Annotated in this window: 16 protein-coding genes and 5 pseudogenes; 14 read left to right on the forward strand and 7 right to left on the reverse strand. The window is 71.0% G+C overall.

Annotated elements, in window-relative coordinates:
• The coding region (locus tag BIV24_RS07905) for an NPCBM/NEW2 domain-containing protein (RefSeq protein ID WP_177198639.1) at window positions 1-2,210 on the forward strand (2,210 nt) is incomplete at its 5' end.
• A 251-nt stretch (window positions 2,211-2,461) separates the two neighbouring features.
• On the forward strand, window positions 2,462-3,682 hold the full coding sequence (locus tag BIV24_RS07910; protein ID WP_071365471.1) for a metallophosphoesterase: 1,221 nt from the start codon (window positions 2,462-2,464) through the stop codon (window positions 3,680-3,682).
• A gap of 760 nt (window positions 3,683-4,442) precedes the next feature.
• Here the strand turns inward: BIV24_RS07910 and BIV24_RS35085 are convergent.
• Window positions 4,443-4,634 (reverse strand): annotated as a pseudogene (locus BIV24_RS35085) (GNAT family N-acetyltransferase); the annotation flags it as partial.
• Window positions 4,635-5,124: 490 nt separating this feature from the next.
• Between BIV24_RS35085 and BIV24_RS31420 the strand changes: the two are divergent.
• A pseudogene (locus BIV24_RS31420) lies at window positions 5,125-5,511 on the forward strand (transposase); the annotation flags it as partial.
• Here the strand turns inward: BIV24_RS31420 and BIV24_RS07915 are convergent.
• Window positions 5,487-5,912, reverse strand: a pseudogene (locus BIV24_RS07915) (transposase); the annotation flags it as partial. The pseudogenes BIV24_RS31420 and BIV24_RS07915 overlap by 25 nt on opposite strands.
• A 140-nt stretch (window positions 5,913-6,052) precedes the next feature.
• Here BIV24_RS07915 and BIV24_RS36355 point away from each other — a divergent pair.
• From BIV24_RS36355 to BIV24_RS07940, 6 genes and pseudogenes are all read left to right on the forward strand, one after another.
• Window positions 6,053-6,253: pseudogene (locus BIV24_RS36355) on the forward strand (hypothetical protein); the annotation flags it as partial.
• A 264-nt stretch (window positions 6,254-6,517) separates the two neighbouring features.
• Window positions 6,518-6,970 carry a DUF6643 family protein gene (locus BIV24_RS07920; protein WP_071365472.1) on the forward strand — a complete coding sequence of 151 codons (453 nt, stop codon included), beginning with the start codon at window positions 6,518-6,520 and terminating at the stop codon, window positions 6,968-6,970.
• 48 nt (window positions 6,971-7,018) lie between these two features.
• Window positions 7,019-7,846 carry an MOSC domain-containing protein gene (locus BIV24_RS07925; RefSeq protein WP_071365473.1) on the forward strand — a complete coding sequence of 276 codons (828 nt, stop codon included), beginning with the start codon at window positions 7,019-7,021 and terminating at the stop codon, window positions 7,844-7,846.
• Between the two features lie 202 nt (window positions 7,847-8,048).
• Complete coding sequence (locus BIV24_RS07930; RefSeq protein ID WP_071365474.1) at window positions 8,049-8,654, forward strand: Rv1733c family protein; 606 nt, start codon at window positions 8,049-8,051, stop codon at window positions 8,652-8,654.
• 123 nt (window positions 8,655-8,777) lie between these two features.
• A complete protein-coding gene (locus tag BIV24_RS07935; RefSeq protein ID WP_071365475.1) occupies window positions 8,778-11,219 on the forward strand; it encodes a right-handed parallel beta-helix repeat-containing protein in 2,442 nt (813 codons plus the stop codon).
• A 307-nt stretch (window positions 11,220-11,526) separates the two neighbouring features.
• On the forward strand, window positions 11,527-12,363 hold the full coding sequence (locus BIV24_RS07940; RefSeq protein ID WP_071365476.1) for a DeoR/GlpR family DNA-binding transcription regulator: 837 nt from the start codon (window positions 11,527-11,529) through the stop codon (window positions 12,361-12,363).
• 126 nt (window positions 12,364-12,489) lie between these two features.
• On the opposite strand, the gene BIV24_RS07945 is transcribed toward BIV24_RS07940, so the two are convergent.
• Complete coding sequence (locus tag BIV24_RS07945; protein WP_071365477.1) at window positions 12,490-13,614, reverse strand: PLP-dependent cysteine synthase family protein; 1,125 nt, start codon at window positions 13,612-13,614, stop codon at window positions 12,490-12,492.
• A 396-nt stretch (window positions 13,615-14,010) separates the two neighbouring features.
• Here BIV24_RS07945 and BIV24_RS07950 point away from each other — a divergent pair, with 396 nt between their 5' ends.
• Complete coding sequence (locus tag BIV24_RS07950) at window positions 14,011-14,334, forward strand: hypothetical protein (RefSeq protein ID WP_071365538.1); 324 nt, start codon at window positions 14,011-14,013, stop codon at window positions 14,332-14,334.
• Window positions 14,335-14,577: 243 nt separating this feature from the next.
• Window positions 14,578-15,102 (forward strand): ATP-binding protein, encoded by a 525-nt coding sequence (locus BIV24_RS07955; protein WP_071365478.1) that lies wholly within the window; start codon window positions 14,578-14,580, stop codon window positions 15,100-15,102.
• 59 nt (window positions 15,103-15,161) lie between these two features.
• Here BIV24_RS07955 and BIV24_RS07960 read toward each other — a convergent pair whose 3' ends face one another.
• Window positions 15,162-16,388: an ROK family protein gene (locus BIV24_RS07960; RefSeq protein ID WP_071365479.1), complete on the reverse strand. Its 1,227-nt coding sequence runs from the start codon at window positions 16,386-16,388 to the stop codon at window positions 15,162-15,164.
• Entirely contained in the window at window positions 16,385-17,074 is a 690-nt protein-coding gene (locus tag BIV24_RS07965) for an alpha-ketoglutarate-dependent dioxygenase AlkB family protein (RefSeq protein ID WP_071365480.1), read from the reverse strand. Before BIV24_RS07965 ends, BIV24_RS07960 begins: the two co-directional genes overlap by 4 nt.
• A gap of 97 nt (window positions 17,075-17,171) precedes the next feature.
• Between BIV24_RS07965 and BIV24_RS07970 the strand changes: the two genes are divergently transcribed.
• Entirely contained in the window at window positions 17,172-18,314 is a 1,143-nt protein-coding gene (locus tag BIV24_RS07970; RefSeq protein ID WP_245766698.1) for a methyltransferase, read from the forward strand.
• 36 nt (window positions 18,315-18,350) lie between these two features.
• Here the strand turns inward: BIV24_RS07970 and BIV24_RS07975 are convergent, their stop codons facing one another.
• Window positions 18,351-19,235 carry a class II fructose-bisphosphate aldolase gene (locus BIV24_RS07975; RefSeq protein ID WP_071365482.1) on the reverse strand — a complete coding sequence of 295 codons (885 nt, stop codon included), beginning with the start codon at window positions 19,233-19,235 and terminating at the stop codon, window positions 18,351-18,353.
• 9 nt (window positions 19,236-19,244) lie between these two features.
• Window positions 19,245-20,147 carry an SIS domain-containing protein gene (locus BIV24_RS07980; RefSeq protein WP_071365483.1) on the reverse strand — a complete coding sequence of 301 codons (903 nt, stop codon included), beginning with the start codon at window positions 20,145-20,147 and terminating at the stop codon, window positions 19,245-19,247.
• A gap of 198 nt (window positions 20,148-20,345) precedes the next feature.
• On the opposite strand from BIV24_RS07980, the pseudogene BIV24_RS07985 reads away from it, so the two are divergent.
• Window positions 20,346-20,592 (forward strand): annotated as a pseudogene (locus BIV24_RS07985) (alkaline phosphatase); the annotation flags it as partial.
• A 306-nt stretch (window positions 20,593-20,898) separates the two neighbouring features.
• Entirely contained in the window at window positions 20,899-22,734 is a 1,836-nt protein-coding gene (locus BIV24_RS07990; protein ID WP_071365485.1) for a glycoside hydrolase family 15 protein, read from the forward strand.
• Window positions 22,735-22,744 lie beyond the last annotated feature (10 nt).

Genomic DNA, 22,744 nt, shown 5'->3' on the forward strand with positions numbered 1-22,744 from the left:
CCCACGGCACCTTCGGCCCGCGCGACGTGGCTCTGCTGTACGGGCGGCACGGCGAGGACGGCGAGACCGTGCTGCGCTACTCGGGCCGGCCCGAGGTCCAGGTGCTCAGCGGTCAGGTCAAGCAGACCTGGGAGGCGGCGAGTGGCGATCTGCGGCTGAACTACGCGCACGACGGCCTGGCCAAGGTGCTGATCACCCCGCCCGGCGGCTCGACCCCGCTCCTGCTGCTGCTCGCGGACGACGCGACCGCGGACACGTACTGGCGCCTCGACACCCCGCAGGGCCCGGTCCTCGCGAGCGGCCCCGAGCTGCTGCGTACCAGCTCCTACGCGGACGGCGTACTCAAGCTCACCGGGGACACCGACAAGGCGGCGAAGCTGCACGTCCTCACCGGTACTCCCGCGACGTCCGTCACCTGGAACGGCAAGCCCGCGAAGGGCGCCCTGGACACCACCGGGGCCGAGCTCGCCGGGCCGAAACCGGTCACCCTGCCGACCCTGGGCGGCTGGAAGTTCCACCGCGAGACGCCTGAGGCACAACCCGGGTTCGACGACGCGGCCTGGCATGCCGCCGACGAGCAAGCCCTGTCGATGGACCACTACGGCTTCCACGCCGGCTCGGTCTGGTATCGGGGGCACTTCACGGCGGCCGGTACGGAGACCGCGGTGCAGCTCGACGCGACCACGGGGAACGGTGGCGCGTATCAGGCATGGCTGAACGGCGTCTATCTGGGCAGCAGCGGGAACGCCGCGCACCGCTTCGGCATCCCCGCCGGGGCGCTGAAGCCGGGCAAGGACAATGTACTGGCCGTCCTCACCGCCAACCTGGGGCACGAGCAGGACTGGTCCGCGGACGACCACCACAAGCAGCCGCGCGGGCTGACGGCGGCACGCCTGGTGGGCTCGGACAAGCAGATCGGCTGGCGGCTCCAGGGCGCGCTCGGCGGCGAGGACCTGGTCGATCCGGTGCGCGGGCCCCTGAACACCGGCGGCCTGCACGGCGAGCGACACGGCATGCACCTGCCGGGCTACCCGGATGACGAGTGGTCCTCCGTCTCGCTGCCGCACAGCGGCGCGAACGCACCCGGCGTCTCCTGGTACCGCACCACCTTCAACCTCGATCTGCCGAAGGGCCAGGACGTCCCGATGGGGCTGAAGTTCGCGGACGACAAGGCGAAGCACTACCGGGCCCTCGTGTACGTCAACGGCTGGATGGTCGGTGTGTACGTCAACGACCTGGGTCCGCAGACCAGTTTCCCGGTCCAGCCGGGCATGCTGCGCACGCACGGTCGCAACACGGTGGCGATCGCCGTCATCGGCCAGGACCCGGACGGGGACGGCCTCGGCAAGGTGTCGCTGGAGGCGTACGGGAACCACACCACGCCCCTGCGCTACGGCGACATCGACTCGCCAGGCTGGTCGGCCGCCGTCTACCGCGATCCGCGCGCAGGCGCCGATGTACGCGTCAGCGCCCCGGACACAATCACCCGCGGTGGCACGGGCGAGGTCACGGCCACCTTGGCACCGCGCCGCTCCACCGCCCACGACGCCTCGCTCGCGCTGCGGCTGCCGGAGGGGTGGAAGTCCGAGCCCGCGGCCACGCAGCCACTGGGCGACGTACGGGCCGGGCAGACCGTGACCCGCACCTGGAAGGTCACCGCGCCCACCGGAAGCGGGCCGTGGTCGACGGTGCTGTCGGCCACGGCGCGCTACCGCGAGGGTTCGGCGGCGGCCGCGACGAGCGTCGCCTCGCCGCCTCCGGCGCCCGGCGCGGGCACGCACGACCTGGCGGACCTCGACTTCACGGCCACCAACGGCTGGGGTCCGGTGGAGCGGAACACCTCCAACGGCGAGGACGCGGCCGGGGACGGAAAGCCCATGTCGATCGGCGGCACGCGGTACGCGAAGGGACTCGGCGTCCACTCCGACGGTGACGTCAGCGTGTACCTGGGCGGAACCTGCACCCGCTTCAGCGCCTCGGTGGGTGTCGACGACGAGACGAACGGCAACGGCTCCGTCACCTTCACAGTCCTCGCGGACGGCAAGCAAGTCGCGTCGACCCCGGTCATCAGGGGGAACACGAAGGCCCTCGCAGTGGACGCCGATGTGACCGGTGCCAAGGTCCTCGACCTGGTCATCGGCGACGGGGGCGACGGCAATTCGTCGGACCACGGAGACTGGGCAAACGCCACACTGAGCTGCACGGGGTGATGTCCAGGGGCGTCCGGGGCGCTGTCGGCGCGCCCCGGACGCCTCCACTGCTTCCGGAGCTTCTACGCCTCACCGTTTGAAGCCGCCGTGGCCCCGGTCAGGAGCAGAGTCACCAACCGCGTGAGCCGGGGGCGAACTCGGAGGCCACCTCGCCACATGGGGCTGCCCACCATGAGCACCCCGTCCGACCGGCCCGGGACGGCCGGATACAGTGCGCGCGACGGCAGCCTGGTTACTCAAGGAGGGGAAGCGTGACCGACACCAGCGAAACCCGATCCGCCGACAGTACAGCGCACTCGACTCAGCAGAGCCGACTGCACCGCCTGATGCGCTACCTCCCCCTGATCGCCCCCGTCCTGCTGTGGACCGTGCCCTGCTGGGTGCTCCTGCACACCGGCCAGCACTGGCCGCTCCCTGTCACGCTAGCCGGCACCGCCCTGTTCGCCCTCGGCCTGATCGGTATGCCGCTCGCGATGATACGCGGCCACGGCCGACGCCAGCAGGACTGGGCGGCGATCGTCGGAGACACCCTGCTGGGCACCATCTGGACCCTGTTCACCTGGTCCGTCGTGCTCGGCGTCCCGCTGCGGCTCGCCCTGACCGGCGTCGGCGTCGGCGACGGCCAGGACCGGGCCCGGATCGTCACCTGGGCGGTCCTCGGCGCAGCCACCATGCTGCTCACCTGGGGGTACGCCGAGGCTCGCCGGGTCCCACGGGTACGCCGCCTGGACGTGCAACTTGCGCGTCTGGGGGCCGGGTTGGACGGCACGCGCGTCGTCCTCATCACCGACACCCACTACGGCCCACTCGACCGCGCCCGCTGGTCGGCGCGGGTCTGCGAGACGGTCAACACGCTGAAGGCCGACCTGGTCTGCCACACCGGAGACATCGCGGACGGCACGGCCGAACACCGCCGCGCCCAGGCCGCCCCACTCGGCACCGTGCAAGCCACCCGGGCCCGGGTCTACGTCACCGGCAACCACGAGTACTACAGCGAGGCCCAGGGCTGGGTCGACCTGATGGACGAGCTGGGCTGGGAGCCGCTACGCAACCGCCATCTGCTGCTCGAACGCGGTGGCGACACCCTCGTGGTCGCCGGCGTGGATGACGTCACCGCCGAGTCCTCCGGCCTCGCCGGCCACCGCGCCCACCTCGCCGGAGCCCTGCACGGCGCCGACCCCGACCACCCTGTCCTACTCCTGGCCCACCAGCCCAAGTTCATCGACCGGGCAGCAGCCCACGGCATCGACCTCCAACTCTCCGGCCACACCCACGGCGGCCAGATCTGGCCCTTCCACCACCTCGTCCGCATCGACCAGCCCGCCCTCGCCGGCCTCAGCCGCCACGGCACCCGCACCCTCCTCTACACCAGCCGTGGCACCGGCTTCTGGGGCCCGCCCTTCCGCGTCTTCGCCCCGAGCGAGATCACCCTGCTCGTACTCCGCTCCCCACAACGGCCCCCCACGCCGTAGCGCTGGGCGGGCCGGCGGTTCCGCCTGGAGATGCTGCAGTGCGCCGGCACCCCGAAGAAGGGCTACGCATCCTGCAACGCCCTGCGCGTCACCAGCGGCACCACCGCCTTCCAAGAAGAGCAGGCGGCGAAGAAGGGCTCGCACCCCAGACCGTCCGGCCGAACACCGCCACGCACTCCCCCACCGGCTACCGCCCCAGCGACCTGCAGTCGACCTACGGCCTGACCTCCGCCGCCTCCGCCAGCGGCTCCGGCAGGACCATCGCCATCATCGACGCCTACGACGACCCGAACGCCCAGTCGGACCTGGCCAACACCCACAACAGTCACGCTCCGATGCCCCTGTCCGGAGCCTCCCGCCGATCCGCTCCACCGCGGGCCGCACCGACCCCGGCCGGCCAAGCTCCACGGGGCAAGGGCTGTGACTACTTCCACTTGCGCCGATGGCTGCACTGGCAAGGCATCACCCCCTACGGCGCTGACAGTGGACTGTGGCCACTTCGTCTCACAGATCAGGGTCGTGTGAACTACGTATTTACGCGGCCGACCTCAATCGCGTGTGGAGCGAGCCGAGGTATACGCGATTTCGATGGCCCTGGGAGTGCCGGAGGCGAGGGAGTCGCCGGGAGAGGCCACTGACGCAGGCGATCCCCCCGCCAGGGCAGAGACGACGGCACACACGGAGCGCGCGGCGTCCAGCGGCTCCTGCATGCCAGCCACCATGCAGGCGAAGCCGGCGCCCCGCCAACCGGCACACCGCGTCATTCCGAAGGAATGCGAAACTCGAATCTGGGACGGTCCCACGACACGGCGGGCGGCTTCGCGAGCGCGGTCCCAGTCCGCACTGCACCAACGCGGTGGTAGAAGTCCTCGGCGGGAAGATGCGACACGACCTCGACACGGTCGAGCCCGGCGGCACAGGCCTCGGACCGCATGTGCGCAACGAGCAGCCGTTCGTCAGGCGGCGCAGGCCTGGCTGCCGGAGCCCAGCGGTTCTGTCAGCGCAAGGCGCTACGACAGTAGAGCGCAGTGCCCGGCTCCGCCCGCCTGGTACGCCGCCCGGGTGACGGGCCGTTGGCGACGACGATGCCGGATCCGTCTGTCCTCCGTCTGATTCGCCGAACTGGGTGATTGCTCTGCCGATCTGACGGTGTGGCCGGCGTGGGCAGAGCGAGGACGCGGGCGAGGGCGGCAGTAACGGGGACAGCGTGGTCGGGCAGGTGACTGGGCGCCCAGTCGGCTGCCAGCGCAAGGAATTCGGCGAGGTCGCGCTCAACTCCGTCCAGTAGACGGTGAAGCTCCATGGCGGACAACTCGATCACTGGGCTGTCGCTCTGCTCGATGTCGACGGGGCGTGTCCGGGACTTGGTATAAACTGATCGTTTCAGGATGAGTCGAGTTGCGGGTCTTGCGCTCGGCGATCTTGGTCGGCAGGGTGTCGGGGTGCGTGCTGACCTTGTTCCGGACAACCTGTGGGAGCGGGTGGCTCCGCTGCTTCCATCCGCCCCCGAACGACGCCACCGCTATCCCGGGCTACTTCGCGTTCCGGACAGAGCGGCTCTCGCCGGCATCATGTACGTGCTGCGGACCGGCGTTGCCTGGCGTGACGTCCCCGCCGAGACCGTGGGCTGCTCCGGAATCACAGCCTGGCGTCGGCTGCGGGACTGGACCGAGGCTGGCGTCTGGCCGCGCCTGCACTCCGCCCTGCTGACCGAACTCCGCCGCGCGGACTCTTTGGACCTGGACGACTGCGCCGTGGACGGCTCGCATGTCCGGGCCGTCAAAGGCATCTCAGGGGGCAAAGGTCAAGCTGTCTGCTCTGTCGGGGGTGACAGGAGCGGTGCGAAAGCACGCTGTTCGTCAAAGGGCTGTCGGGCCTGGAGGCAGTGGTGGAGCTGGACGAGGAATCGGTTCAGCAAGTGGCGTTGAGCGGCAGCGTGCCAGTCTCCGTGCTCGCGTCGGCGCCGGTAGTGGGCGTTGGCTCCGGGCGAGGCAGTGAGGGCGGCAAAGGCCCAGAGGAACCCAGCGTGCATGAGGCGGTTGTTCTTGATGAAGCGGCGTCCGACGAAGTGCTTCTTGCCAGAGGCCCGGGTGATCGGTGCGGAGCCGGCGTAGGACTTCAGAGCCCTGGCGTCGGCGAACCGGGCCCGATCGTCGCCGAGTTCGGCAAGGACACGGGCTCCGAGCAGGGGGCCCAGTCCGGGGAAGCTGAGCAGGAACCTTGCGGTTGCCGTTGACGGGGAGATATCTGCGGCACTGACACCGTGGCGCAAGCCCCAGGCCGTCCATGACCCCGCAGGGCCCCCGTCGGAGCAAGCCGACGGGGGCCCTCACGTGTCACGAGCGATCACAGACGTGTCACCAACCCCGTAGACGCACTCTGGCCAACCTTGCCGTGGTCGCCCTGGACCGCCTGGAGACGTTCGTCCGCAACCGGCTCAAACGCCTCCAGTACCGGCCCGACACCCTCAACGGATTCATCACCGGGACCGGCCTCACCCTCGACACCCCAACGAGCCGAAGTGAGTATCGAGCGTGCTGTCGCTGGCAGCGGTCGGCAGGCCGCGGTTGACGTCGGCGATCCCCTTGATAGCCCTAAGGTTCCAGGAGTTCGGAGTCGAAGCCCTCCACCCTTGCGGGCGCCACGCAGATGTCACCCTTTGCAGCCGATCCACCACTCCTCGTCAGCCATGAGGCCCTCCACCGGAAAAGCCCCCGCCATTAACGGAAGCTTTAACGATGTTTCAGCAGATCAGGCGGACAGAATCAGCGCAAAACGGGTGACCCCAAGATTGGGGCTCCCCAACCACCACATCGTGGGCTTACCTTATGTGCCATGACCTCCCCCCGCTCCACCTATGGCGGCGGTTACTACTCCGCGTCGCCTTTCCCGGACACTCCGATCTATGACTCGCTCGTCGCCGAGCGCGGAACTCCTCAGATCGCTCCGATCCGGGTCCCCTCCACATACGAGGCGCCGGGCAGCAACCTGCCCGCCCTGCCGCCGGCGCTGCCCGCGCTGCCGGCCGGACCGTCCCATCAGACCCCCTCCTACGGCTATCCGCAGGCGCCGCAGCCCGTGCCGCCACAGCAGGCCGCCCCGACGGCATACATCCCGCAGCAGACGGGCCCGCACGGCTATCCGGGGCCCCAGCAGATGCAGCCGCCGCGCCCGATGACCACCGGTACGGGCTACGAGGCGATGCGCCCCGCGGCACCGCACCCCGCGCCGGCGCCGACGCCGTACCAGGACCCGTACAACAACGGGCAGCAGTACCGCGGTTATTGATCCGCCTTGCGGCATGAGGCCATCGGTACCCGATGACACCATGGCCTCATGCCGACAACAGCGCTGCACTCGATTCACGTTCATCCAGTCAAGGCACTGCGGGGTCAATCGCCCCACAAGGCCGTCGTGGAGCCATGGGGGCTGGCCGGGGACCGGCGCTGGGCGATCGTCGACGAGGCGGGCAGTGTCGTCACCCAACGCGAGCAGCCGCGCCTGGCGTTGGCCGCCGCCGAACCCCTGCCCTGCGGCGGTGTCCGTGTGGCCGCGGCCGGCCTGGAGCCGCTGAGCGTCGCCGTACCCGAAGAAGTGGGTACGAGGACGGCGCGGTGGAGCGGAGAGAAGATCGAGACGATCACGGCCGGACCCGAGGCGAGCGAGTGGTTCAGCACGTACCTCGGTGAGAGCGTGACCCTGGTCCACCTCGACGACCCCGCCACCCGCCGTCCCATCGACGACCCGCAGCACGGCCGCCCGGGCGAGACCGTCAGCCTGGCCGATGCCTACCCGTTGCTGCTCACCACGCTCACTTCCCTGGACGCCCTCAACTCCCTGATCGTGCAGGGCGATCGCCCCGACGAGGGCCCGCTGCCCATGAATCGTTTCCGGCCGAACGTCGTGGTGTCCGGCACCGCACCCTGGGCCGAGGACGACTGGCGGGGGATCGCCATCGGCGATGTCGTCTTCCGGGTCGCCAAGATGTGCAGCCGCTGCGTCGTGACCACCACCGACCAGACCACCACTGAGCGCGGAAAGGAGCCCTTGCGCACCCTCGCCCGTCATCGCCGGTTCGGCAACCGACTGGTCTTCGGCCAGTACCTGGTGCCACAGACGCCCGGCGCGATACGGATCGGCGACCCGGTCACGGTCCTTGAGTAGCGGGCCAACAGATCCTCGGCGACGGATCCACGATCCGACGCATGGGTGGGAACCAGGGCCGCAGGCACGGTCGTTGGGTGTGAGTGGGAACTTCATGAGAGACCCGCGGGGCAAGAGAGAGTGATGTCCCTCTCTCTTGCCCCGCCTCGGGGTGGAACGGCGGGGTCCAGGGGTGTCATGGACGGGGAGGGGGTGCGGGACGGTGCGGGCGATCGGCGGTCTTTGGCGTTGGCGCGGCAATCCGCTGCGCCGTACGACCGACTTGGTCGAGGCCTGGGTGGCGCTCGCCGCCCTGGTGTTGATCCTGGTCGCCGCACCCGCCGTCGGTGTCCTGACCGGATCGCTCGCCCAGGGCTCCCTGCAGCGGTCGGTGCGGGACCAGCAGCGCACCCGCCACCTGGTGCAGGTCACCGTCGTCAAGAAGCTCGGCCCCACCCTGTGGGACCCGGGTCCGCAGGGCTCCTCGACACGGCGCGCGGGCAGCCGCGTGCTCGCCGACTGGACCGCACCCGATGGCACCCCGCAACGCGCCACGGCGCTCTCCGACCTCAAATCCCCGCGCCCGGGGGACCACTTCACCATCTGGACCGACGGCCACGGCCGAATAGTGGGCCGTCCCCTGGACAGCGCCACCGCGACGGCGCACGCCGTGCTGGCCGGTGTCGGTACGGCCACGGTGATCGCAGGAATCGTCGAGGGCGCCCGCCGGCTGATCGTCTGGCGCATGCTCCGTCGCCGGTACGCACGCTGGGACCAGGCCTGGGACAAGGCGGGCCCCGACTGGGGCCGCACGGGCACGGGCAGTTGACGGCCTTCGGCCTCCGGTCGGCCACCTGCCTCCGCGCACGCTACGGTGGACCGGCCGAACCGTTCGGCTGTTCGGCATCTTCGCGAGAACCGCGTGAGTACGAGGTGGGGGCACAACAGCGCCATGGCACAGGGCACGGTCCAGGTGACGCACACCGGAACATCGCGGTGGCGGCGCCGCACGGGTGAGTACGCATCACTCACCGCCGCTCTGGAGGCCGCGGGCGACGGAGATGTACTCACCATCGCTCCGGGGATCTACCGGGAGAACCTCGTCGTCCAGCGGGCGGTGACGCTGCGCGGGTCCGAGGGCTCCCCCGGCTCGGTGCGTATCGCGCCGGTGGACGGCGTACCCCTGACCGTGCGGGCCTCCGCGGTGGTTCAGGACCTGCACATCGAGGGCCAGGACGCGGCCGCGCCCGCGCTGCTCGTCGAGCAGGGCATGCCGGAACTGGCGGACGTGCGGATCATGACGCGGTCCGCGGCCGGCATCGAGGTCCGCGGCAGCGCGCGCCCCACGGTCCGACGCTGCACGATCGACAACCCGGCCGGCATCGGTATCGCCGTCGTGGAAGGCGCCGGCGGGGTCTTCGAAGAGTGCGAGGTCATGGCGGCGGCCCAGTCGGGCGTCGCGGTCCGCGGCGGCGCGCACCCCCGGCTGGAGCGCTGCCGGGTGCACCACACCTCGGGCGCGGGGTTGTCGGCCACCGGCGAGAACTCCTCACTGGAGGCCGTCGGTTGCGAGGTGTACGAGGTCCGGGGCTCCGGCGTGCAGGTCACCGGGAACGCCGCGGCGCACCTGACGGACTGCGAGGTGTACCGCACGACCGCGGACGGCGTCACCCTCGACACGGACGCGGTGCTGACGCTCGCCGACTGCCGTATCCACGACATCCCGGAGAACGCGGTCGACCTGCGGTCCCGCTCGGTGCTCACGCTGACCCGCACGACGGTGCGGCAGTTCGGGCGCAATGGCCTGTCGGTGTGGGACCCGGGCACCCGGGTGGACGCCAACCAGTGCGAGATCTCCGACAGCACGGGCGACTACCCGGCGGTGTGGGTCAGCGACGGCGCGACCGCGGTGCTCGAATCCTGCCGGGTGCACGACGTGCCGGACGCCCTGTTCGTCCTCGACCGCGGCTCGCGCGCGGACGTCGTGGACAGCGACCTCACCCAGGTGCGCAACACGGCGGTGTCGGTGAGCGACGGTGCCACCGCGCAACTGGACGACTGCCGGATCCAGGAAGCGTCGACGGGCGCCTGGTTCCGGGACCACGGCAGCGGTGGCACGCTGTCCGGCTGCACCATCGACGGCACCCAGACGGGCGTGATCGTCACCAAGGGCGCCGACCCCACCATCGAGCGCTGCACGGTGACCTCACCGGCGGAGGCGGGCTTCTACGTCTCCGCGGGCGGCCGGGGCAGCTTCCTGAACTGCCGGGTCACGGGCAGCGGCGGCTACGGCTTCCATGTGATCGACGGCTGCCGTGCCACGCTGAAGAAGTGCCGTACGGAGCGGTGTGCACGCGCAGGCTACGAGTTCGCGGACGGCGGCCCGAACACGCCCGGCGGTGGCGCCGCGGTCGTCGAGGACTGCACCAGCGACAAGAGCACCGGGCTACGGCCCCCGTCCGCCCAGGAGACGGCCGTGCAGACAACGGGCGGGTCCCCCGGCCTGTTGGGTGCAATCCCCGGCCAGCGCGCCACCGAGCACGAGACCGTCGTCAGGGCGGCGCAGGAGCCGGAGCAGCCCGCGCGCACATCGAAAGCCGTACTCGGGGAACTCGACGCGCTGGTGGGCCTGGAGAACGTCAAGCGCGAGGTGCGCGCCCTCACCGACATGATCGAGGTGGGACGCCGCCGGCAGCAGGCGGGCCTGAAGGCGGCGTCCGTGCGACGGCACCTGGTGTTCACAGGCTCTCCCGGCACCGGCAAGACAACGGTCGCCCGGCTGTACGGCGAGATCCTGGCCTCCCTCGGGGTGCTGGAGAAGGGCCACCTCGTGGAGGTGTCCCGGGTCGACCTGGTCGGCGAGCACATCGGCTCCACCGCCATCCGCACCCAGGAGGCCTTCGACCGGGCGCGCGGCGGAGTGCTGTTCATCGACGAGGCCTATGCGCTGTCGCCGGAGGACTCCGGCCGCGACTTCGGGCGTGAGGCGATCGACACCCTGGTGAAGCTGATGGAGGACCACCGGGAGGCGGTCGTGGTGATCGTCGCGGGCTACACGGCGGAGATGGAACGGTTCCTGTCGGTCAACCCCGGCGTGGCTTCCCGCTTCTCACGGACCATCACCTTCGACGACTACGGCCCCGAGGACCTGCTGCGGATCGTGGAGCAGCAGGCCGAGGAGCAGGAGTACAGGCTGAGCCCCGGGACCGCCGAGGCCCTGCCGAAGTACTTCACGGCGCTTCCGAAGGGGCCGGCGTTCGGCAACGGCCGCACCGCACGCCAGACCTTCGAGGCGATGGTGGAGCGGCACGCGGGCCGGGTCGCCCAGCTGGCTGAACCAAGCACGGACGACCTGACGCTGCTCTACCCGGAAGACCTGCCGGAACTGCCCTGAGCCGCGTCCCCGGGCGGCGGGCTCCCGTCGCCCGCCCGGCCGTCCACCCCGGCGGGCCCACCGCCGGACGTGCCGGCCCGTCGCGAGGACCCGCCCCCCGGGCCCGGACCGAGCAGCGACCGTGGCCGCGCCGGCAGTCGCGTGGCGGGGCGGCGGTTCGCTCTTCCTGAGGTACGGGGTGGCGCGGCCTGTGGCCGCCCGTGCAAGGATGGGACATCCTCCGCGATGGTGGCGGGACAGTGACCTCGTCCAAGCCGACACGGACGGGAATTTCGGACGCAATCGGACAAAAGGGAGCGGAGCGGACGTGAGCGAGAATCAGAACCTCCTCGCGGAGCAGCGCCGCGCCCTGATCGTGGACGAGGTGCGACGGCGCGGCGGGGTCCGCGTGAACGAGCTGACGCGCAAGCTCGGCGTCTCCGACATGACGGTCCGCCGCGATCTCGACGCGCTCGCCCGCCAGGGGGTGCTGGAGAAGGTACACGGCGGCGCGGTGCCGGTGATGGAGGCCAGCACGCACGAGCCGGGGTTCGAGGCCAAGTCGGGTCTGGAGCTGACGGCCAAGGAGGACATCGCGCGGGCGGCGGCCGAACTGGTCGCACCGGGCACGGCGATCGCGCTGTCCGGGGGGACGACGACGTATGCGCTGGCCCACCATCTCCTCGACGTGCCGGATCTGACCGTCGTCACCAACTCGGTGCGCGTGGCCGACGTCTTCCACTCGGCGCAGCGCACCTCGGGCCAGCGGCAGGGCGCGGCCACCGTCGTACTGACCGGCGGGGTGCGGACGCCGTCCGACTCACTCGTGGGGCCCGTGGCCGACCGGGCGATCGCCTCTCTCCACTTCGACGTGCTCTTCCTCGGTGTGCACGGCATATCGATCGAGGCGGGCCTGTCGACGCCGAACCTGGCGGAGGCCGAGACCAACCAGCGGCTCGTACAGTCCGCGCGGCGTGTCGTGGTGGTCGCCGACCACACCAAGTGGGGCACGGTGGGCCTGAGTTCGTTCGCCACGCTGGAGCAGGTCGACACTCTGGTGACCGACGCGGGCCTGCCGGCCGAGGCACGGGCGGAGGTCTCGGAACACCTCAGACGGCTGGTGATCGCCGGCGAGCCCGGAGACAGTACGGACATCGACGGCTGACGCCCCGCCCACTGCGGTGACGCCGAGCCGGCGCCACCGCTTTTGTTCGGGAACTCCGTGTCCCGCGAAGGGACTGGCGGGGCGTGCCGGTGTACGGGCTCACTCCCGCTCACGGCCCGGGAACGGTCAGCACGGCCATACGCCGGTCGCCAGCAGCGAGTCGATCGCCGCCGTGTACGGCGCGATGTCCAGACCCTGCTCGGCGAGCCAGACATCCGAGTAGTACTTGTCCAGGTAGCGGTCGCCCGGGTCGCACAGCAGGGTCACCACGCTGCCCGTGCGCCTCTCGGCCACCATCTCCGAGACGATCTTCAGCGCGCTCCACAGGCCCGTGCCGGTCGAGCCGCCCGCCTTGCGACCGAGGGCCGCCTCCAGGGCCCGTAGCGCGGCGACGGTCGCCGCGTCCGGGACCTTCATCATCCGGTCGATGGCCGCCGGCACGAAGCTGGGTTCCATCCGGGGCCGGCCGATGCCCTCGATGCGCGAGCCGCGGTCACAGGTGAGGTCCGAGTCGCCGGACGTCCACCCGTCGAAGAAGCACGAGTTCTCCGGGTCGGCGACGCAGACACGGGTGTCGTACTGCATGTAGTGGGCATACCGGGCGATGGTGGCCGAGGTGCCGCCGGTGCCCGCCGTGGCGACGATCCACGCGGGCTCGGGGAAGCGCTCCAACTCCAGCTGGCAGAAGATGGAATCGGCGATGTTGTTGTTGCCGCGCCAGTCCGTGGCCCGTTCCGCGTAGGTGAACTGGTCCATGTAGTGGCCGCCGGTCTCCGCCGCGAGGGCGGCCGAAGCCTCGTACATCTTCCGTGAGTCGTCCACGAAGTGGCACTGTCCGCCGTGGAATTCGATGAGGCGGCACTTCTCCGCGCTCGTCGTGCGCGGCATGACCGCGATGAAGGGCACGCCGATGAGTTTCGCGAAGTACGCCTCGGAGACGGCCGTGGAGCCACTGGAGGCCTCGATCACCGGGCGGCCCGGGCGGATCCAGCCGTTGCACAGGCCGTACAGGAACAGGGAGCGGGCCAGGCGGTGCTTGAGGCTGCCGGTGGGGTGGGTCGACTCGTCCTTGAGATACAGGTCGATGCCCCAGTGCTCGGGCAGCGGGAAGCGCAGCAGGTGCGTGTCGGCCGAGCGGTTGGCGTCGGCCTGGACCTTGCGGACGGCCTCCTTCAGCCAGGTCCGGTACTCGGTGTCGCTGTGGTCGACATCGAGGGTCCCACCGGGGTGGATCGGCCGGGGAGTGCTCACAGCGGGGCTCCTTACGGGGATGCGCCGACACCAGGTTCACGTGGTCGGACGCCTCGATCATAAGCATTCCTTCGCACGCTCCTCACCTGCATAAACGCATCTTTGAGCAGCCCAAAGACACCCCTGCGGGGTGGGGCGGACAACAGTGGGGGGCGCATCCGCGCGAGTGCGCCTCCTGCCCGGTGTGACCTCGCCCTGCACACTGGTGCAAGGCGCCGGGTGCGGGCAGACTGCACGGCACGGGACGCCGACCGGGACCGTCGGGCACCCGCGCGGGACACCGTGCCGTACGGGGTGCGGACTGGATCACGACCGAACTCGATCGGGGCCATGCCGGATCGCGGCCCACACCGGATCCGGACCGGGCACAGCCGAACGCACAAGGGGGCGGGCAACATGGCGGAACCGGAGTTCGCGGCCTCGGGGGTGCGGATCGGAAAGAGACTGCGGTCACTCACCCGGGCCGGTCAGGTGCGGATCAGTGACGGCAGACTGCGGCTGCTCACCAGCTACGGCAGCGAGATCGACAGCGCGCCGGTACAGGCGGTACGCGCGTCGAAACCCTGGTTCGCGTCGGAGGACCGGGCGTTGGCCGACGTCAACGGCACCCGCTATTCACTGACCCTCGGCGACCATGACCCCGCACCCGGGCAGCCGGGACCCCCGTCGGCACGGCGGTTCATCGAGGCGGTCCGCAGGGCGGCCGGGCGCGGCGGCTGATCGTGTTGCGAGTTGCAGGACGCCGACACGTGGGTCACGCTGGTCTCACATCACTCTGGGTTTACCGGCGATCACGCTGAAGAACCAGCCCGCCGGTCATGACAGCGGGCGGCCGCCGTACGAAGCCGTTCCGCGCCAGGCGGCCGGAGTATTCAGCCGCACAGCAGGCGGCATGTACACCCGGCCTTCCTGCTGGATCCGCTCTTCGTCTTCTTCCGGACCTCAATTCGGGGAGTCGCAGCCGTGATCAGCCAGCCAAGCAGGCAGTGCACGGTGGAGCTCCAAGCCCTGCCGTCGCGGATCGGTCAGGTCCGCAGAATCGTATCGGCGCACTTGCGCTACTGGCACCTCGATCCCTTGATAGACCGGGCGGCGCTCGGTGTGACGGAGCTGTTGACGAACGTCCACCTGCATGCCCGGCCCGACAAGACGTGCACCGTGGAGATGGAACTGCTGCTCGAGCGGCTGACCGTCTCGGTGTACGACCACGACCCGCGCCTGCCGGAGCTGCGCGAGGTGGATCCCTCCTCCACCAGCGGACGCGGTCTCGCGATGGTCGCCGCGGTGGCCGACAGCTGGGGGGCTCGCCCGGACGGGGACTCGGGCAAGGTCGTCTGGTTCACGCTTCCGGCGCCCGTCTCGGCACCGGCCTGGCCGATGCGGGGCCCTACGCCCTACGACCGGGCGCTCGAGTTGCCCGTCCGCGGGTACGTGGTCGCCGATCGCGGGAAGGAACGCGCTCCCGCCCGGTCCGTCGTTGCCGGCTGACCGGGCGGTGACTTCCTTTCCCGGGAGTACGCGGGCGCAGGCCGTCGCGTGCCTCGCTGTCAGGCGAGCGCCGCCAGCGGGTCGTCCAGCACCGGCTGCCACGCCACCTCGGCCGCGCCCACCAGGCTGTTGTGGTCGAGTGTGCAGGCCAGGATGGGGACTCCGCCGCTGCGGCCCCACAGGCTGCGGTCGGCGACGACGGCGCGCAGCCGCTCGGGGTCGGCGTCGAGCAGGGTGCGGTGCAGTCCGCCGAGGATGATGCGGTCGGGGTTGAGGATGTTGACCAGTCCGGCAAGGCCCAGGCCCAGCCGGTCGATCAGTTCCTCGACGGCGGTGCGCACGGCCGGGTCGGCCGGATACCGCGTGCGGATCAGGTCGTTCGCCTGCTGGAGGTGCGAGACCTCGGGGCCGGCGTCGCGACCGGCCGCCGCGAGGAACGCCGGCGGGTCCGCCTCCACGTCGAGGCAGCCGCGGCTGCCGCAGTGGCAGGGGCGTCCCTCGGGGTGGACGGTGAGGTGCCCCACCTCCAGCGCCAGCCCCGAACTGCCGGTGTGCAGGCGCCCGTCGAGCACCAGCGCGCCACCGACGCCCCGGTGTCCGGTGGCCACGCACAGCAGATCGCGGGAGCCGCGGCCCGCTCCGTGCCGGTGCTCGGCGAGGGCGGCCAGGTTGATGTCGTTGGCGGCGAAGACGGGCCCGGTGATGCCCGCGGCGCGCACGCGCTCGGCGAAGATCTCCCGTACGGGCGCGCCCGCCGGCCAGTCCAGGTGCAGGGGGTTGAGCGCCAGGCCCTCGGGTTCGGCGACCGCGGACGGCACGGCGAGCCCGGCGCCCACACAGCGCCGCCCGGTCTCGTGCAGGAGTTCGGCGCCCGCCTCGACCACCGAGCCGAGCACCTCCGCCGGATCGGCGTCGACGGCTCCGCGGCCGGGTGCGGTCGCCACGATGCGGCCGCCGAGCCCGACGAGCGCGGCCCGGAAGCCGTCGGCGTGCACCTGGGCGGCGAGCGCGACGGGCCCGTCCTCGGCGACCTCCAGCCGGTGCGAGGGCCGGCCCTGCGAACCGGCGGCGCTCGGGTGGGCGTCGACCCGGATCAGTCCCAGCGCCTCCAGCTCCGCGGCCACCGCCCCGGCGGTGGCCCGGGTGACGCCAAGCTCCGCGGTGAGCACGGCACGCGTCGGCGCACGTCCGGTGTGCACCAGTTCCAGCGCGGGTCCGAGCGCGCCGCGCCCCCGGTCCAGCCGTGTCCGCGAGTTCGCCGTTTGGGGTCCCGCCTTTCCGTTCATGAGGGCGAGTCTCCCATGATCCGCTTCGGGGCCGGCCTGAGCCCGCTGACCCTCAGCGTGATGTTCAGCCGGCCCGACAGTCCCAACTCGGGCGGTGCCGTTCCCGGATGCACTCGCGGCACCCCGTGGTGGGCGAGACGTGCCGTGCCGCCGAAGACGAACAGGTCCCCGCTGCGCAGTTCGATGTCCGTGTACGGGCGCGCCCGGGTCTCGTTGTTGCCGAAGCGGAAGACGCAGGAGTCGCCGAGGCTCAGGGACACGACGGGGGCGTTCGGCTTCTCGTCACTGTCGCGATGCATGCCCATGTGGGCATCCGCGTCATAGAAGTTGATCAGGGCGATGTCGTACGGCTCCGGCGGCACCGCCTGCGGGCCGAGAGCGGCCAGGACCGCCTCGTGGCCGAGCGCGGCCAGCCGGCCCGGCATCGGTTTGACGGGGGCGCCGTCGCCGTCGACGACCGTGCGGGCGTATCCGTACGGATACCAGTGCCAGCCGAGGCAGACCTGCCGGGCGGTCATCGTGCCGCCGCCCGGGGTGTGCACGGTGCGCAGGCCGGCGGGTGGCCGGGCCCATTCCCGGCATGCCTTGAGGAGCCGGCGCTGACCGTCCGCGTCCAGCCAGTCCGGCACATGGACCGCGCCGGGCGCGATCTCTCTGCGGCTTCGCGGAAACAGCTCGGCGTCCATGGCACCATCATCACGGATCCGGCCTGTCGGCGGCCTCGCGTGCTGTGGCCGGGCACGTGCCCGGGCTTCCCCTCGGGTCGCTTAGCCTGGACGCACGATGAACGACCGTATGACCACGCCCTGGGGCGCGTATGCGCTGACCCGTTTCCCCGAGGATCCCCGTGACCGGCTGCGCGCCTGGGACGCCTCCGACGCGTATCTGCTGCGGCACCTCGCGGCGAGCGGCACCCCGATGAACGGCGCGGTCGTCATCGTCGGCGACCGGTGGGGCGCGCTCGCCACGGCGCTCGCGGAGCACCGGCCGACACAGATCACCGACTCGTTCCTGGCCCGCGAGGCCACCCGCGCCAATCTCGAGCGCAACGGCGTGGCCCCCGATGCGGTGCGGCTCCTCACCACCCAGGACGCGCCGCCCGACCGTATCGACGTCCTCCTCGTCCGCGTACCGAAGAGCCTCGCGCTGCTGGAGGACCAGCTGCACCGGCTGGCGCCCGGTGTGCACGAGGGGACGGTGGTCGTCGGCACGGGGATGGTCAAGGAGATCCACACCTCGACACTGAAACTGTTCGAGCGGATCCTCGGCCCGACCCGCACCTCGCTGGCCGAGCAGAAGGCCCGGCTCGTCTTCTGCTCCCCCGATCCGGGGCTGGACCGGGGCGCCAACCCGTGGCCGTACCGCTACCGACTCCCCGACGGCATCGGCCCGTTGTCCGGCCGGACCGTCACCAACCACGCGGGCGTCTTCTGCGCCGACCGCCTCGACATCGGGACCCGGTTCTTCCTGCGGCACCTGCCGCGCGGCCGGGGCGCCGAGCGGATCGTGGACCTGGGCTGCGGCAACGGGATCGTCGGTCTGGCCGCCGCGCTGGCCAGCCCCCCGGCGGAGGTGCTGTTCGTCGACGAGTCGTACCAGGCGGTGGCCTCGGCCGAGGCCACGTACCGGGAGAACGCGGACGGAGCGGCGGAGTTCCGGGTGGGCGACGGGCTGTCGGGGGTGCCCGCCGGGAGCGTCGACCTCGTCCTCAACAACCCGCCGTTCCACTCCCACCAGGCGACCACGGACGCCACGGCCTGGCGCATGTTCACCGGCGCGCGGCGCGCCCTGCGGCCAGGCGGCGAGCTATGGGTGATCGGCAACCGCCACCTGGGCTACCACGTCAAGCTGCGCCGTCTCTTCGGCAACAGCGAACTGGTCGCGAGCGATGCGAAGTTCGTGGTCCTGAAGGCCGTCAAGAGGTAGGGCGCGGGCCCCGGTGCGGCGGGCGGCAGTGAGCGCCTACGGGGACGCCTGGTCCGGTGATTGGGCACCTCCGCGGCCGAGCACCGTGATGAGGCGGGCCGCGGTCCTGGCCATCGCCTCCCGCCCCACGCCGAGGTAGGTGCGTGAGTCGACCGCCGTGGGATGTGCGGAGAGGAACTCCCGGATCGCGCCGGTCATGGCGACGTTCAGGGCGGTCCCGATGTTGATCTTGGCGATGCCGCCTACGACGGCCGCCGTCAGCTCCTCGTCCGGCAGCCCGGAAGAACCGTGCAGCACGAGCGGTACGTCGAGCGCGGCGCTCAGCCGTTTGAGCAGCCCGTGGTCGAGCGCGGCCGTACGCGTGGTCATCGCATGCGTGCTGCCGATGGCGACGGCGAGAGCGTCGACGCCGGAGTCGGTGACGAAGGCAGCGGCCTCGCCCGGGTCGGTCCGGACGCCGGGTGCGTGCGGATCGGGCGCCGGGTCGCCGTTCTTGCCGCCGATCTGCCCCAACTCGGCCTCGATCCAGAGCCCTTGGGCGTGCGCCCAGTCGGCGGCGGCGCGGGTGGCTGCGAGGTTCTCCTGGTACGGCAGCCGGGCCGCGTCGTACATCACGGAGCTGAACCCGGCGGGGGCCGCCTGCCGGAGCAGGTCGTCGCTTTGGACGTGGTCGAGATGGAGGGCGACGGGCACCGCGGCGCGTTCGGCGGCCGCGGCAGCGGCGCGGGCGAGCGGGAGCAGGCGTCCGTAGCGGAACTTGACGGTGTTCTCGCTGACTTGGAGGACGACCGGTGCGTTCACGCTCTCCGCGCCCGCGATGACGGCCTCGACGTGTTCGAGGGTGATGACGTTGAACGCGGCGACGGCACCGCGTGCCGCGGCGGCAGCGGCGATCAGCTCACCGGTGGCTGCGAGGGGCACGGCTCCTCCTCACCGGGCGTTCGGGTCGGTCGCGGGGGCGAGGATCACCGAGCGGGTCAGATGACGCGGCCGGTCGGGGTCGAGGCCCCGGGAGGCGGCCACCGCGACGGCGAGCCGCTGCACACGAACGAGTTCGGCGAGCGGATCGAGGCTCCCGGGCACCCACAGCCCACCGGTGTCCCGTACCTGCCGGGCGAGGCCTTCGGGTGCCTCGCCGAACATCCAGGTGGCAGTTCCGCGGGTGGTGATGCTGATGGGACCGTGCCGGTACTCCATCGCCGGGTAGGCCTCCGTCCACGCCAGTGAGGCCTCGCGCATCTTCAGCGCGGCCTCCTGCGCGAGCCCGACGGTCCAGCCGTGCCCCAGGAAGGTGAACTGGCCGCAGTCGACGAGACCTTCGGGCAGCGGGGTGGTCAGCGCGGTACGGGCGTCGGCGATCGCGGTGTCCGTGTGCAGGCCGAGGTGGGCGCGGAGCAGGGTGAGCGCGGTGGTGGCGAACCGGGTCTGCACGACGGACCGTTCGTCGGCGAAGGCGAGCACGACCACGTCGTCGGCCGACTCCATCACTGGCGTGTGCGGGTCGGCGGTGATCGCGGTCGTCCGTGTCTGCCCGCGCAGCCGGCCGAGGAGTTCCAGGACCTCGGTGGTGGTACCCGAGCGGGTGAGGGCGACGACCCGGTCGTAGGGGCGGCCGTAGGGGAACTCGGACGCGGCGAAGGCGTCCGTCTCGCCCTGCCCGGCCCGCTCACGCAGCACGGCGGCGGACTGAGCCATGAAGAACGAGGTCCCGCACCCCACGATCGCGACCCGCTCCCCCGCCGCCGGCAGCGCGCTCTTGTGCGCGTCCGCCTCCTCGGCGGCGCGGATCCAGCACTCGGGCTGACTGTTCAGCTCGTCCTCGACATACGTCATGCCGCAACCTCCCCTTCATGCGTGTTTCTGCAAGATAGCGCCAAGTTTCAATCACTATCAAGCATTCTCGCCGAAGCGAGGTGCGTTGGGGTCGCCGGGAGACCGAGGAACGGAGAGTGCGGATGTCGCGCGACGCCCGCTGGCAAGCGCTGCTGGAACTGCTCGTCGAGCGTGGCCGGCTGGACGTCTAGGAGGCGCGTGGTGGCCTTCGACGCCGCACACGGCGCGGCGGCGCACGACGAGGCGGAGGCGGCGATCAACCGCCTGCTGTGCGAGCGCGCCGAACGCGTGGTCGTGGCGGCGGACTCCAGCAAGCTGGGGCAGCGCGCGTTCGCGCGGATCTGCGCGGTGGAGTCCGTCGACACGCTGGTCACGGACACGACGGCGGGGGGCGGACATGGTGCGGCGGTTCGAGGAGGCCGGCGTGCGGGTGGTCACCGTCTGAGGGGTACGGGCGGCCGGCGCCTGCAGACGTGCGCGTGGTCGCCGCCTGCAGACGTGCGCGCGGTCACCGCCTGAAGACATGCGCGCGGTCACCGCCTGAAGACGTGCGCACGGTCACCGTCCAAGACACCAGCACGGCCCCGGACGGCAGGAAGGCCGGACGGTACGAAGGCCGACCCGGTGACCAACGATGACGCCCCGGCCACTCCGCTCGCCACCCTTCTGCCCCCGCACCTCGTGCTCCCCTCTTCCGCTGCGCCTAAGCTGGGTGCTGCGAAACGCATATCCGCCGGTCAGGGAGGCTGCGATGAGCGAGTCGCCGAAGGACCGGTCCACGGGCGGTACCTCCCGGTACCTGCCGATCGCCGAGCACGGCCTGATCGGTGACCTGCGAAGCGTGGCCCTGGTGGGGACCAACGGCACCATCGACTGGTACTGCGCCGGGGCCTTCGACGCCCCGAGCGTCTTCGCCTCGATCCTGGACGCGGAACGGGGTGGGTCCTTCGAGCTCACCGCGACGGTGCCGGCCCGGACGAAGCAGTTCTACTTTCCCGACACCAACGTCCTGATTACCAGGTTCTTCACCGAAGAGGGCCTGGGCGAGGTGCAGGACTTCATGCCCGTCGGCGCGGAGTCGGTCGAGGCCGAGCGCCATCGGCTGATCCGACGGGTCCTGTGCGTGCGCGGTTCCATCCCGTTCCGGGTACGGGTGGCTCCCCGCTTCGACTACGGCTCCCAGCCCCACACGGTCCGCGTGCTCGACGATGTGGCGGTCTTCGAGTCCGCCGACCTGTCGCTGGCCCTGACCGCCACCATGCCCCTCGAGGGCGATGACCGGGACGTCTGGGCGGACTTCAAGCTCGCCGAGGGCGAGACAGCGGTGTTCGCACTGGACCAGGTCGGCGACGAGCTGGCACCGCGCATGTGCGCTCGCATGGAGGCGGAGAAGCAGTTCAACACCACGGTGGCGTACTGGCGGCGCTGGATCTCCGCCTCACGCTATCGCGGCCGGTGGCGGGAGATGGTGCACCGCTCCGCCCTCACCCTGAAGCTGCTCACCTACGCCCCGACGGGCGCGATCGTCGCCGCGCCGACCACGAGCCTGCCCGAACAGATCGGCGGCGAACGCAACTGGGACTACCGGTACGTCTGGGTGCGCGACGCGGCCTTCTGCGTCTACGCCCTGCTGCGGCTGGGCTTCGCCAGTGAGGCCGAGGCGTTCATGAAGTTCGTGACCCGGCACATCACTCCGGGCGACGACGGACCCTCCGGTCCACTGCACGTCATGTACGGAATCGACGGCCGCACAGACCTGCTCGAGCGGCAGCTCGACCACCTGGAGGGCCATCAGGGGTCCGCGCCGGTCCGGATCGGCAATGCCGCCGCCGACCAGCTCCAGCTCGACATCTACGGCGCTCTCATCGACTCGATCTACCTCTACGACAAGTGGGCGCAGCCCATCTCCAGCGACGAGTGGGACGATGTCTGCGCCCTGGTGGACTGGGTCTGCGACCACTGGAACCAGCCCGACGAGGGCATCTGGGAGACCCGCGGCGGCCGCAAGAACTTCCTGTACTCGCGGTTGATGTGCTGGGTGGCGATCGAACGGGGCATCCGGATGGCGCGTCGCCGCGGTCTGCCCGCCGATCTGCTCCGCTGGCAGCAGTGCCGCGACACGATCTACCGGCGGATCATGCAACGGGGTTGGTGCGATACGCGTCAGGCCTTCATCCAGCACGAGGACGGCGATGTACTCGACGCGGCGGTGCTCATGATGCCGATGGCCAAGTTCATCGCGCCCACCGATCCCAAATGGCTGTCCACGCTCGACGCCCTGACCCAGGACCTGGTGTCCGACTCGCTGGTCTACCGCTACGATCCGCAGGCGAGCCCGGACGGCTTGCGGGGCGACGAGGGGACGTTCTCGATCTGCTCGTTCTGGTACGTCGAGGCACTGGCCCGCGCCGGCCGGCTCGACGAGGCGCGCCTGGCCTTCGAGAAGATGCTGACCTACGCCAACCACCTGGGCCTGTACGCCGAGGAGATCGGTCACACCGGTGAACAGCAGGGCAACTTCCCGCAGGCGTTCACCCATCTGGCGTTGATCAGCGCGGCGTTCAACCTGGACCGGGCCCTGGGCTGACGATCGCCGC

It is taken from the genome of Streptomyces colonosanans, assembly GCF_001866645.1.
Lineage (GTDB): Bacteria > Actinomycetota > Actinomycetes > Streptomycetales > Streptomycetaceae > Streptomyces > Streptomyces colonosanans.